This is a genomic window from Georgenia wangjunii, assembly GCF_036421975.1.
Classification (GTDB): Bacteria; Actinomycetota; Actinomycetes; order Actinomycetales; family Actinomycetaceae; genus Georgenia_A; species Georgenia_A wangjunii.
In genome coordinates this window covers 96250-109448 of record NZ_JAZGON010000010.1, presented here as the reverse complement: position 1 = coordinate 109448, position 13199 = coordinate 96250, and the positions used below count along the sequence as shown (strand labels likewise).

Genomic DNA, 13199 nt, shown 5'->3' with positions numbered 1-13199 from the left:
GACCTCGCTGCCGGCCCGCCGGGCCGGCAGGCCAGCGTAAAGAAGGTGCGCCCGCGCGGGGGACCTCCAAGACTGATCAGTGCGAGGTCCCACCGAGCAGCGGCGCAGCGTCGCCCCAGACGGAGCGGCGCAGCGTCGCCGGAGAAGGAGCGGCCGTGCTGAGTACCGCGCTCACCGCGCAGACCCGGCGCGCGGCCCTCGACGCCATGAGCGACGACGAGGGCATCGACGTCCTCGTCGTCGGCGGGGGAGTGACCGGCGCGGGCATCGCCCTCGACGCCGCCACCCGCGGCCTGCGCACGGGGATCGTCGAGGCGCAGGACTGGTCCGCCGGCACATCGAGCCGCTCGAGCCGGCTCGTCCACGGCGGCTTGCGCTACCTCTACCAGCTCGACGTCGGGCTCGTCGCCGAGGCGCTCAAGGAGCGCGGCACGCTCCTGACGACGACGGCGCCGCACCTCGTCCAGCCGCAGCCGTTCCTCTGGCCGCTCAAGACGCCCGTCGTCGAGCGCGCGTACAGCGCTCTCGGCGTCGGCCTGTACGACTCCCTCTCGATCCTCGGCTCCCGCGGGCGCTCCGTCCCGGTCCAGAAGCACTACACCCGCGCCGGCGCCCGCCAGCTCTTCCCGTCGCTGCGCGAGGACGCGCTCGTCGGGGCGATCCGCTTCTACGACGCCCGCGTCGACGACGCCCGCCTCGTCATCGCACTCGTGCGCACCGCCGTCGGCCACGGCGCGCTCGCGGCCAGCCGCGCCCAGGTGACTGACCTGCTCAAGGACACGACCGGCCGGGTCGTCGGCGCCCGCGTCCACGACCTCGAGGCCCGCGCTACCCGCGAGGTCCGTGCCCGTCACGTCATCATCGCCACCGGGGTGTGGACCGAGGACACCCAGGCGCTCGGCGGCACGGACGAGGGCCTCAAGGTCCTCGCGTCCAAGGGCATCCACATCGTCGTCCCGCGGGAGCGGATCGCGGGCAGCGCCGGGCTGTTCGTCCGCACGGAGAAGTCCGTCCTCTTCGTCATCCCGTGGGAGCGCTTCTGGATCATCGGGACGACGGACACCGCCTGGCACGAGGGTCACCAGCACCCCGTCCCCACGCGCGCGGACATCGACTACGTCCTCGAGCACGCCAACTCCGTCCTCGCGGACCCGCTGACCCGCGCCGACGTCATCGGCACGTGGGCCGGCCTGCGCCCCCTCCTCCAGCCGGGCACGAAAGGGCCGGCGCCGACGTCGACGAAGGTCTCCCGCGAGCACACGATCACCGAGGCGGCGCCCGGCCTGGCCGTCATCGCCGGCGGCAAGCTGACCACCTACCGCGTCATGGCGCAGGACGCCGTCGACTTCGTCCTCGGCGAGGCGCGCGCCCGCGCCGTCCCCTCCATCACCGCGGCGGTGCCGCTCGTCGGCGCCGTGGGCTACCGCGCCGTCACCCGTCGGCGCCCGCGCATCGTGCGCCGCTACGGCTGGACGGCCGAGCGCGTCACCCACCTCCTCCACCGCTACGGCGCGGAGATCGCGACGCTGCTCGCGACGGTCGACGGCGATCCCGCCCTCGGTGAGCCGCTCGCCGCGGCGCCGGAGTACCTGCGCGCGGAGGTCGCGTTCGCCGTCACGCACGAGGGTGCCCTCCACCTCGAGGACGTCCTGCGCCACCGCGTCCGCCTCGACGACGAGACCCGCGACCGCGGCGCCGGCGCCGCCCCGGAGGTCGCGGAGATCATCGCGCCCCTGCTCGGGTGGGACGCGGCGCGCACGGGCGCCGAGGTCGAGGCCTACCGCGCGCGGGTCGCCGCGATCGAGGCTGCGCAGGAGGAGAGCAGCGACGCCGCCGCCGAGGCTGTGCGGCTGCGCGCCCCCGACCTCGTCCCCCTCGTCCCGCTCGTCCCGACCCAAGGAGCCTCGTGACCGACTACGTCCTCGCCATCGACCAGGGCACGACGAGCACGCGCGCCATCGTCTTCGACCACGACGGCACGGTCGTCTCCGTCGGGCAGGAGGAGCACGAGCAGATCCTGCCGCGCGCCGGCTGGGTCGAGCACGACCCGATGGAGATCTGGCGGAACACGCGCGACGTCGTCGCCCTCGCCCTGACCCGGGCGAACCTCAGCTACCGCCGGATCGCCGCCGTCGGGATCACGAACCAGCGCGAGACCACGGTGGTGTGGGACCGCAAGACCGGCGAGCCGGTCCACAACGCCATCGTCTGGCAGGACACGCGCACGCAGAAGATCGTCGACGAGCTCGCCGACGGCGAGGGCCACGACCGGTACAAGGAGCGCACCGGCCTGCCGCTCGCGACGTACTTCGCCGGGCCCAAGGCGCGGTGGATCCTCGACAACGTCGACGGCGCCCGCCGGCGCGCCGAGGCCGGCGACCTCCTCGTCGGCACGACGGACAGCTGGGTCCTGTGGAACATGACGGGCGGGCCGGACGGCGGCGTCCACGCCACCGACGTCACGAACGCCTCGCGCACGATGCTCATGAACATCGACACCCTCACGTGGAACGAGGACATCGCGAGGGAGATGGGTATCCCGCTGCCGATGCTGCCGGAGATCCGCTCGTCGGCGGAGGTCTACGGCAAGGGTCGCGAGGCGGGGATGGTGCCGGGCGTACCGATTGCGGCGATCCTCGGCGACCAGCAGGCGGCCACGTTCGGGCAGGCGTGCTTCGAGGTGGGTGCCGCGAAGAACACCTACGGCACCGGGAACTTCCTCCTCCTCAACACGGGCACCGAGCTGGTCCGCTCGCAGAACGGGCTCATCACGACGGTCGGGTACAAGATCGGCGACGCGCCCCAGGCGTACTGCCTCGAGGGCTCGATCGCCGTGACCGGCTCCCTCGTGCAGTGGCTGCGCGACAACCTCGGCATCATCTCCGACGCGGCCGAGGTGGAGGCGCTCGCGGCCACCGTGGAGGACAACGGCGGGGCGTACTTCGTCCCGGCGTTCTCCGGGCTCTTCGCCCCGCACTGGCGCTCCGACGCCCGCGGCGCGCTCGTCGGCCTCACCCGGTACGTCAACAAGGGGCACCTCGCGCGGGCGGCGCTCGAGGCGACGGCGTTCCAGTCGCGGGAGGTGGTCGACGCGATGAACGCGGACTCCGGCGTCGACCTCACCGAGCTGCGCGTCGACGGCGGGATGGTGGCCAACGAGGTGCTCATGCAGTTCCAGGCGGACATCCTCGGGGTGCCGGTCGTGCGGCCCAAGGTCGCCGAGACGACGGCGCTCGGTGCGGCGTACGCCGCGGGAATCGCCGTCGGGTTCTGGTCCGGCCAGGACGAGGTGAGCGAGCACTGGGCCGAGGACAAGCGCTGGGAGCCGGCGATGGAGCCCGACGAGCGCGAGCGTCTCTACCGGAACTGGAGCAAGGCCGTGCGCCGCACCTTCGACTGGGTGGACGACGACGTCACCTGAGTGGCGCGGCGGAGCCGGCGACTGCAGGGCCGCCGCACCGCCCCGCTGGACGGGGCTACTGCTACTCCGGCGCCGCCGGGACGTGGTCGAGACCGACCATGTCGAGCACCTGGGCGGCCAGGCTCGCCGGTGGAGCGACGATGGTCATTCGCTGACCGTGGATGGCGTGCTGGTCGCGGGCGCCGAACAGAGCCCGGACGCCGGCGCTGCCCAGCACGTAGGTCTCGGTGAGATCGACGACGAGGGGGTGCACACCGCCGCGGCTGGCGATCTCCAGGTTCGCGGCGAGCTCGGCGACGTTGGTGATGTCCACCGAACCCGATACCCGCAGCGTCCGCGGCGGGCCGTCCTCGAACGTGGCGGAGAACTCCACTGCTGGGCTCCTCGGTTCGAGGGGGGCCGGCTCGGACGCCAGCACGGCGGGATGGTGCATCCTATGGCGCAGCGTCACCACCGTTGTGCCGAGTCGTTCCCCCGGCGCGTCCGGGGCGTCCGGCCGTCCGTGGTCGATGGTCAGGTCATCGATGACCTTCCCGGCGATCCACAGTCCGCGCCCGCCGACGTCAGCCGGTGCTGCCCCGGGGGCGCACCAACGGCCGTCATCGCCCACGGCCACGTTGAGCATCCCGTCCGTGCCGAGCTCCGCGTGCACCCGCACCACGCCGTGCTGGCCCGACGGGTAGGCGTGCTGGACGGCGTTGCTGACGAGCTCGGTCACCGCCATCTCGATCGCCCGGAGGTCCTCGGGCCCCGGACCGAGCGGTGCGAGCCAGCGACGCACCGTCGCCCGTGCGGCGGAGACGCCCCTCGGCTCGGCGGGGAGCTCGTGTCGCAGCGCCTCGACGGGCGTCGCGCGGCGCTGCACCGCGAGCACCGTCACGTCGTCGTCATAATCGGTCCGGGTGAGCAGCTCCATGCTCCGCTGGGCGACCCTGTCCACCACCGGCGTCGGCGCACCGGTCGGAGCGGCCCCGTCCGTGGCTGCCTCGCCCGCGACCTGCGCCAGCATGGCGAGCCCGGCGGCGAGCGGCTCACCGGGCCGCTCGATGAGGCCATCGCTGTAGAGCAGCAGCACGTCACCCGGGTGGATCTGCTCCGTCGCGGTCGTCGGCCGTGATCCGGTGCCCAGCGGTGCCCCGCCGGTTGCTGCGAGGTACCGCGTGCTCCCGTCCGCGGCGATGAGGAGGGGAGGTGGGTGCCCGCACGTGCTGTACTGCAGCACCCCGGTGGCCGGGTCGAGCACGCCGGCGCAGACCGTGGCCGCCCGCAGCGCCGGTGTCCGCGTCGCCATCCGGTCGGCCTGCGCCAAGGACTCCTCGAGGTCGCCCGTCTCGACCAGCGCGACGTCGAGCACCGCACGCAGCTGTCCCATCGTCGCCGAGGCCGCCACGCCATGGCCGACGACGTCGCCGACCACCAGCGCCAGGCGGCCGTCCTCCAGCGCGACGGCGTCGAACCAGTCACCACCCGCCGCCTGGTCGCGCGCCGCGACCAGGTAGCGCGCGGCCACGCTCACGGCGGGCAGCACCGGCAGGGCGGTCGGTAGCAGCACCTGCTGCAGCTCCATGATCACGTCGCGGGCGGCGAGGTAGCGCCGCTCGACGTCGCTGCTCCGTCGTTCCGCAGCGTCGGCCCCCGCCTCGCGCTGGTGATCGGTCACGGATGGTAACTCTCGCAGACCGAGCGGAAGACGCCACCCGGGTGAAGCCGGCCCATTGACCGGGGCCGTGGTCGGGCGTGCCACCGCCGTGCGCCTGGTGGTGGCTCCGGCGCCGTCGTGCCCCAGACGGGCTCGCCCGTCGTGCCTGTAGCTGCAACGGACGTACTCCGGGGCGGAACCACGTCGGTCCGTCGGTGCGACATCGCTCCCGGATAAGTCGCACCCTTGCCGTCGACGGTCTGGTGCCGCAGGGCCAGGCGCTCAGTCATACCGCCGCGGGCGTCCCTGGGGCATTTGCGAAGATCATTCGTCACGATTTGATTGCGATCGCTCGTGATCGACCGCCCGCCGGGGCCGATCCGCGGCCCTGCGGCGATAACGGCGGGTATCCCGTGCGCGAAGAATCGACGTCGGGACGTCCAAGAACGGGCGCCGAGGGGCCCTGGGATCCCGGTTCGGCTCGACTTTCGGCTAGACGTGCACCTCAGTCGTTGACAGTGCATACCCGACGGCGGGAGCGTGCATTTGTGGGAGATGCGCGGGGGAGGGCTGCGCATCTCCCGTGCTTGTCGGCTTGGGGGATGCGTGGTGGAGGGCTGCGCATCCCCCAACGCCGGCAGAGCAGCTGAGGGGCGCGACGGTGCCGGGCGTCAGCGACCGGACTCCGTCGTTCCCGTTGGCTCGACGGTCGTGGGTGCCTCCCGCAGGTCGTCTCGTTCGCGCCGCACCCGCGGCGCCCCGTACTAGCGTGGTCGCCCGTGCCTCTCCTCAGGCCGGGCGACCCGCTTCCGCGCCGCCCCCGTCGCATCCTCGTCGCCGGCGCGTCCGGAGCGGGCAAGACCACGCTCGCCGCCCGCCTCGGTGAGGCGCTCGGCATCCGCCACGTCGAGATCGACGCCCTCTTCCACGGCCCCGGCTGGGTCCCGCGCCCCTCGTTCGTCGGCGACGTCGAGGCGTTCACCGCTGAGGACGCCTGGGTGACGGAGTGGCAGTACCGCCTCGTGCGCGGCCTGCTCGGTGAGCGGGCCGATGTCCTCGCCTGGCTCGACCTGCCGCGCCGGACGGTCCTGCGCCAGGTCACCGCGCGCACCGTCGTCCGGCGGCTCCGGCGTGAGGTGCTGTGGAACGGCAACGTCGAGCCGCCGCTGCGGACGATCCTCACCGACCGCGACCACGTCATCCGCTGGGCCTGGCGCACCCACCGCAGCGTCGAGGAGCGGGTCGCCCGCCTCCTCGAGCAGCGGCCGGACCTGCCGGTCTACCGGCTCCGCAGCCACCGCGAGGCCGACCTCTGGTTCCGCCGCGTCGTCGACGACGCGCAGCGCGACTAGCTCCGGGGGGCGCGCGCCGAGGGCTGCGACCGACGGCGCCAAGACCGACCCGCGCAGGCCTTTCCGCTGGTCCCCGCTGCGGTCGCGATGAGGCACACGCAGTGCCAGAGTCGCCGTCGTGGACCCTGACGCCGCACCGGCCAACCCCGCCCCACCCACCACCGTCGCCCCGAAGGACGGGCGCCGAACGTTCTTCGGGCACCCCCTCGGGCTCGCGAACCTCGCCGGCGTGGAGATGTGGGAGCGGTTCAGCTTCTACGGGATGCAGGGCATCCTCGTCTACTACCTGTACTACTCCGCCACCGAGGGGGGCCTCGGGCTGACCGAGGCGGAGGCGACGTCGATCGTCGGCGCGTACGGCGGGCTCGTCTACCTCTCCGCCATCCTCGGCGCGTGGGTCTCCGACCGGCTCTTCGGCGCCGAGCGCACCCTCACCGGCGCCGCCGTCCTCATCATGCTCGGGCACATCTCGCTCGCGGTCATCCCGAGCTTCGCCGGCGTCGGCATCGGGCTCATCTGCATCGCGACGGGCTCGGGCACGCTCAAGGCGACGACGAGCTCCGTCCTCGGCGACATGTACGAACCCGGCGACGACCGCCGTGACGCCGGCTTCTCCATCTACTACATGGGCGTCAACCTCGGCGCGCTCGTCGGCCCGCTGCTCACCGGTCTCCTGTGGGACATGCGCGGCTTCCACTGGGGCTTCGGCCTCGCGGCCCTGGGCATGGCGGCCGGGCTCATCCAGTACCTCGTCCTGCGCCGCACGACGATCGGCGCGGCCGGCCACGAGGTGACGAACCCGCTCCCCGCCAACCAGCGCGTCCGCTACGCCGGCATCGTGGGCGCCGTCGTCGTCCTTGTCGTCGTGCTGTCGTTCCTCGGGATCATCACGGTCGCGCGGCTGTCCGGGATCGTCGTCGTCCTCACGCTCGCCGCCGCGGTGGCCCTCTTCGCGCTCATGCTCCGCTCGCGCAAGATCGACGACGTCGAGCGTGGCCGCGTCGTCTCCTTCATCCCGATGTTCGTCGCGAGCGCCGCGTTCTGGTCGCTGTTCCAGCAGCAGTTCACGGTGGTGGCGGTCTACTCCGACCAGCGGCTCGACCGTGACCTCTTCGGCTGGACGATGCCGCCGAGCTGGGTGCAGTCCATCAACCCGGTCTTCATCATCATCTTCGCCGGCGTCTTCGCCGCGATGTGGCAGCGCCTCGGCCCGCGCCAGCCGACGACGCCGTGGAAGTTCGCCATCGGCACCGTCGTCATGGGCATCGCGTTCCTGCTGTTCATCCCGTTCGCAGGCGGCGGCGAGAACAGCACGCCGCTGCTGTGGCTCGTCCTCATCCTCTTCCTCTTCACGATCGCCGAGCTGTGCCTCTCCCCGGTGGGGCAGTCCCTGTCGACGAAGCTCGCGCCCAAGGCGTTCCACACGCAGATGGTCGCGCTGTTCTTCCTCTCGATCGCGGTCGGGTCGGCCGCCTCGGGCTGGCTCGCGCGGTTCTACGACCCGGACAACGAGACGCCGTACTTCCTCGTGCTCGGCGGGGCGTCGATCCTCATCGGCGTCGCGATAGCGGCGATGAACAAGTGGATCACGCGAAAGATGGCCGGGATCCACTAGCACTCGGGCGCCGACGGCGGATGTCTCCTTGCGGGCCGGGCGCCGACGGCGGATATCTCGTTACGGCAGCGCGCGGACGGCTGTCGTCTGGGCGCGGCGCGGGTCGTCTCGAAGCCATTGACCCCGACTGGCGCATGCCAGTAGCGTTGGCGCGTTGAATCCTTTCAGGGCTCGGCGAACCGGCCAGTGGCAACGATGCCCTCGGCTCGGGCTGAACATCACCGCTCAAGGGAGAGAAGATGTCCAAGGACCCACGCTGGCGCAGGGCACTCGTCGGTGCCACGGCCGCCACGCTCGTCGCGGGAGCGGCGCTCACCGGCGCGGCGGCCAACGCCTACCCGGCCCCGATACCTGCCGGCACGCCCGCCACCTCCTCCTTCGCGGAGGAGCTGGAGAGCAGGTACATCGATCCGGACCGGATCTACAGCAGCGATGTCCGCTGGTGGCTGGGCGAGGCCGCCCACACGGACGAGACCCTCCTCGAGGAGATCCAGGCGCTGTACGACTCCGGGTTCCGGGGCGTGGAGCTGGCCATGCAGAACGACAACGGCGCCCCCAACGAGGACTACGGCTACGGCTCCGCGATGTGGACCCACAAGTGGAACCTCCTCATGAACACGCTCCTCGATCTCGGGATGAGCGTCTACCTCACGTCCGGCACCAACTGGGACACGTCCAACGTGCCCGGGCTGGACCCGACGAGCCAGGCGGCGATGCAGAACCTCGTCCTCGGCACCGCGACGGTGGAGGCCGGCCAGAGCCTCGCGGCGCTGCCCGCACTGGAGGAAGACGCGCGGCAGGAGGGGGCTCAGTTCGTCACCGCCTACGCCTACCGGCTGGTCGAGGGCGACACCGTCGACCCCGAGAGCTTCATCGACCTGGCGCCGCTCGTCACGCAGGGCGCCGACGTGTGGACGCAGGACCTGGACTGGACGGCACCGGACGACGGGGCGTACCGCGTGTTCGCCATCTGGAGCCAGGGCACCTTCCAGGCCTCGAACCCGGCCGCGCAGCCGAGCTACGCGACGAACTACTTCGACGAGCGCGGGGTCGCCGCCCAGCGCGCGTTCTGGGAGGACAACCTCCTGAGCGACCCCGCGCTGCGCCAGAAGATCCTCGACGGTGACGTGCAGCTCTTCATGGACTCGCTGGAGATCGAGTACGGCGACGGCGGCTTCACCTTCTGGGCGGAGGACATGGCCGAGGAGTTCGAGGCCCGCAAGGGCTACGACATCACCCCGCACCTCTTCCTCATCTCCGGCGTCGTGGCGAACGTGCACAACCCCTACGACTCGGTTGCGACGACGGGGGACTACCGGCTCGAGGGTGCGGAGCAGCGCCGCCAGGAGATCGTCAACGACTACCAGGACGTCCTGACCGAGCTCTACATGGAGCGGATGCTCACGCCCCTCAAGGAGTGGCTGAACTCGGTCGGCATCGACACGCGCGTGCAGATCTCCTACGGCAAGCCGATCGAGATCTCCGAGCCGATCATGGCGGTCGACTACCCCGAGGCGGAGAACTTCAACCAGTACAACCAGGTCGACATCTTCCGTCTCTGGACCGGCGGCGCGAAGCTCGAGAACAAGGTGCTCTCCACAGAGTCGAGCGCGCAGGCCCCGGCGTTCAACGCGACCCGTCAGCTGCACCTGCGGGACGCGTACTCCCACTACGCCGCCGGCTTCCAGCGGGTGATCTGGCACGTCTGGGCGGCCGGCTTCGGCTACGGCAACTACGAGTGGCCGGGCTTCGCGCCCTTCGGTGGTTTCGGCGGCGGGGCCGGCGGGCGCCACGACTTCTTCCACCACCCCGGCACGCGGCACCCTGACTTCGCGGACTACGACGAGTTCAACGCGCACCTGGGCCGCGTGCAGCAGCTCATGCAGACGGGCGAGTCCCGCACCGATGTCGGGTTCGTCCACCAGAACTGGGCCCAGGGCGTGCGATTCGGGGGCGGCGTTGGCAGCGACAACGCGGCGATGAACTGGCAGCTCGCCCACCAGGGCGTCTACTACCGGTCGACCGAGCTGCAGGACAACGGCTACACGTACGACTACTTCAGCCCTGACTTCCTCTTCGACGGCGACGTCGCCTTCGACCCCGAGACGCAGACCATCGAGAACGCCGGCTACAAGGCGCTCGTCCTCTACCAGGACTGGCTCGACGTCGACGGCGCCCAGCGGATCCTCGACTGGGCGCAGCAGGGGCTCAAGGTAGTCATCCTCGAGGACGCCGCCTCGCGCACCCCCTTCAACGACGCTCGAGGCGACGAGCTCGCGGCGATCGTCGACGAGCTGAAGGCGCTCCCGACGGTCCGCACGGCTGACGTCTTCGACGCCCCGGCGGCCGGGTACTTCAGCGCCGAGCCGGGCGGTTACGACGACAACGTCATGGAGAAGCTGCAGGAGCTCGGGGTGCACCCCTACACGGGGTTCGCGGAGGAGAACCTCCAGCTGCTCACGCAGACGAGGCAGGACGAGGCGGGCAACCGGTACGTCTTCGCCTACAACTACGGCGACGACGAGTACCACCAGTACAGCCACAAGGAGAGCGTCCGGGACCTGACGTTCGGCACCAACGCCCAGACCGACATCGAGGTGGACGGCCACTACGTCCCGTACGTCATCGACGCGTGGACGGGCGAGGTCGTCGAGCTCGCCGACTACCGGTGGGAGGACGGCCGCACGGTCGTGCCCCTCGACGTCGACCAGTACGACATCGAGCTGCTCGCGTTCGAGAAGGTGGACAGCGAGAAGCTGCACATCGCCTCGACCGACGCCCAGTCCGCTTACGCCGTGCCGGACGGCGTGGCCGTGCGCGCGACGGAGAGCGGTGACGTGACGACCGAGCTGAGCGACGGCCGGGAGTACGTCCAGGACGTCACGGTGCCGGAGGCGTACGACATCACCGACTGGGACCTGACGGTGCAGTCGTGGCGCCCGAACGAGACCGCCGGTGACCTCGTCCGCACGGAGACCATCGACGGGCTCACGACGGTCAACCGGAAGACGTCGACGGCGATCACGCCGATCGACGTGCAGCTGGAGACGCTGACGACGTGGAACAACATCCCCGAGGTCGGTGAGGCCGTCTCCGGCACCGGCCACTACGAGGCCACCTTCACCTGGGACGCCGACGCGGCCAGCGGCGCCTACCTCGACTTCGGTGACACGCTCGAGTCGAGCATGAAGGTGTGGATCAACGGGCAGAAGGTCGGCGGTCACGTCAGCACGAACCCGACGAAGGTGGCGCGGGACGTCGGCGGTGTCGGCGGGCCGACCATCGACGACGGCACCGGCCAGCAGGTCCCCCTCGTGGGCGACTCGCTCTACACCGGTGGTCTCAACTGGATGGATCCGCAGGCGGACATCAGCCCGTACCTCGTGGACGGCCAGAACGAGATCGTCATCGAGTACAGCTCGGTCCTGTCCAACGTCCAGCTCGACCGTGAGGTCGTCTCGGCCGAGGAGCACTTCCGGGGCTGGTGGAAGAACAACCAGGAGTACCTGGAGTTCGGCCCCCGGCAGGCAGTGATCACGCCGTTCGTCGAGCTCGAGTACGCCGCCGAGGAGCCGACCGAGGAGCCGACGACGGACGAGCCGACGGAGGAACCGACCACGGGCGAGCCCACGGTCGCCCCGACGACGGCGGCACCGACCGACGGCACCACGCCGCCCGGCTCGGGCGGGCCCGGCGGTGAGCTCCCGAGCACCGGCGCCGACGGCGTGGCAACGGGTGCGCTCGCGGCACTCGTGATGGCCCTGGCCGGCGCGCTCGCGCTCGCGGCGCGGCGCCGGGCGGTGGGCGTCAGGTAGTCGGCCGAGACCGGAACGACGAGGGGTGGGGGGGGGAAGGGGGCGGAAACCTCACCACCCTTTTCCCCCCCCCCCCCACCCCTCGCCGTCTGTGTCCCGCCGGAGTCCGGCTGGTACCGAACCACCCCGAGAGGCGCCCTCCCCGACCCCGACCTAGCGTGGACAGCCCGCAGAAGGACAAGAGGAGACGCACATGAAGGCTGTCGTGTTCAAGGGCCCGTTCGATCTTGCCGTGGAGGAGGTGCCCACGCCCACGATCGAGGAACCGTTGGACGCGATCATCCGCATCACGACGGCGAACATCTGCGGGTCGGACCTGCACCCCTACGAGGGCCGCGCCGAGCTCGACGCCGGCATGGTCCTCGGCCACGAGAACATGGGGATCGTCGAGGAGGTCGGCTCAGGCGTCAACCGCATCAAGGTCGGCGACCGCGTCTCCGTCCCGTTCAACCTCGCGTGCGGCACATGCCGCAACTGCAACCACGGCTTCACCTCCGCGTGCCTGCGCGCCAACCCCTCCGGGCAGCCCGGCGCCGGGTACGGCTACCCCGCGATGGGCCCGTACTGGGGCGGCCAGGCCGAGTACCTACGGGTGCCGTGGGCGGACTTCAACCTGCTCACGCTGCCCGAGGGCACCGAGAACGAGGCCGACTTCACGATGCTCTCCGACATCTTCCCCACTGGGTACCACGGCGCCGAGCTCGCCAAGGTCGGTCCGGGCAAGACGGTCGCCGTCTTCGGCGCGGGACCGGTCGGGCTCATGGCGGCCTACAGCGCCATGCTCCGCGGCGCCGCCCGCGTCTTCGTCGTCGACAAGGAGCCGGACCGCCTGCGCCTCGCCGAGGAGATCGGCGCCACCGCGGTCGACTTCTCCAAGGCAGATCCGGCCGAGGTGATCATGGACGCGACGCAGGGCTTCGGGGTCGACTGCGGCATCGAGGCCGTCGGCTACCAGGCCCACGACCCGAGCGGCGAGGAGCACCCCGAGATGGTGCTCGACAACCTCGTCGCGGTGGTCCGGGCGACGGGCCACATCGGCGTCGTCGGCGTCTACATGCCCGAGGACCCGGGCGCGGCCACGGAGCAGGCCAAGGAAGGGCGGATCGCGTTCGACTACGGGCAGGCATTCACGAAGGGGATCAGCATCGCCGGGGGTCAGTGCCCGGTGAAGGCGTACAACCGCGAGCTGCGCGACCTCATCATCGCCGGGCGCGCCAAGCCGTCGTTCATCGTCTCCCACGAGCTCGACCTCGACTCGGCCGTCGAGGCCTACGACCGCTTCGACAAGCGCGAGGACGGCTGGACCAAGGTGCTGCTCCACCCGGGCAGCGCCGCGTAGGGCTCGCCTCTCGGAGGA

The 13199-nt window shown here is 71.3% G+C and carries 7 protein-coding genes; 6 read left to right on the top strand and 1 reads right to left on the bottom strand.

Features of this window, described 5'->3' with window-relative positions; translation table 11 throughout:
- Positions 1 to 206 precede the first annotated feature (206 nt).
- Both V2J63_RS13730 and glpK read left to right on the top strand, forming a co-directional pair.
- Positions 207 to 1910: a glycerol-3-phosphate dehydrogenase/oxidase gene (locus V2J63_RS13730; protein ID WP_331231581.1), complete on the top strand. Its 1704-nt coding sequence runs from the start codon at positions 207 to 209 to the stop codon at positions 1908 to 1910.
- Complete coding sequence (gene glpK, locus V2J63_RS13725; RefSeq protein WP_331231551.1) at positions 1907 to 3421, top strand: glycerol kinase GlpK; 1515 nt, start codon at positions 1907 to 1909, stop codon at positions 3419 to 3421. The genes V2J63_RS13730 and glpK overlap by 4 nt, the downstream gene beginning before the upstream one ends.
- 61 nt (positions 3422 to 3482) lie before the next feature.
- On the opposite strand, the gene V2J63_RS13720 is transcribed toward glpK, so the two are convergent.
- Complete coding sequence (locus V2J63_RS13720) at positions 3483 to 5081, bottom strand: SpoIIE family protein phosphatase (RefSeq protein WP_331231550.1); 1599 nt, start codon at positions 5079 to 5081, stop codon at positions 3483 to 3485.
- Positions 5082 to 5839: 758 nt separating this feature from the next.
- Between V2J63_RS13720 and V2J63_RS13715 the strand changes: the two genes are divergently transcribed.
- From V2J63_RS13715 to V2J63_RS13700, 4 genes are all read left to right on the top strand, one after another.
- Positions 5840 to 6412, top strand: a complete 573-nt coding sequence (locus tag V2J63_RS13715) for a P-loop NTPase family protein (protein WP_331231549.1) — start codon at positions 5840 to 5842, stop codon at positions 6410 to 6412.
- Between the two features lie 118 nt (positions 6413 to 6530).
- Positions 6531 to 8027, top strand: coding sequence for a peptide MFS transporter (locus V2J63_RS13710; RefSeq protein ID WP_331231548.1), 1497 nt, complete (start codon positions 6531 to 6533; stop codon positions 8025 to 8027).
- Between the two features lie 239 nt (positions 8028 to 8266).
- Positions 8267 to 11842, top strand: a complete 3576-nt coding sequence (locus tag V2J63_RS13705) for a glycosyl hydrolase (RefSeq protein ID WP_331231547.1) — start codon at positions 8267 to 8269, stop codon at positions 11840 to 11842.
- A 193-nt stretch (positions 11843 to 12035) separates the two neighbouring features.
- Positions 12036 to 13181, top strand: a complete 1146-nt coding sequence (locus V2J63_RS13700) for a glutathione-independent formaldehyde dehydrogenase (RefSeq protein WP_331230239.1) — start codon at positions 12036 to 12038, stop codon at positions 13179 to 13181.
- The last annotated feature ends 18 nt before the right edge of the window (positions 13182 to 13199 follow it).

What these genes read in the sequence shown, in the direction of transcription:
- V2J63_RS13730 (WP_331231581.1), top strand. Translation starts at nt 207, where the DNA reads ATGAGCGACGACGAGGGCATCGACGTCCTCGTCGTCGGCGGGGGAGTG.
- V2J63_RS13705 (WP_331231547.1), top strand. Translation starts at nt 8,267, where the DNA reads ATGTCCAAGGACCCACGCTGGCGCAGGGCACTCGTCGGTGCCACGGCC.
- V2J63_RS13700 (WP_331230239.1), top strand. Translation starts at nt 12,036, where the DNA reads ATGAAGGCTGTCGTGTTCAAGGGCCCGTTCGATCTTGCCGTGGAGGAG.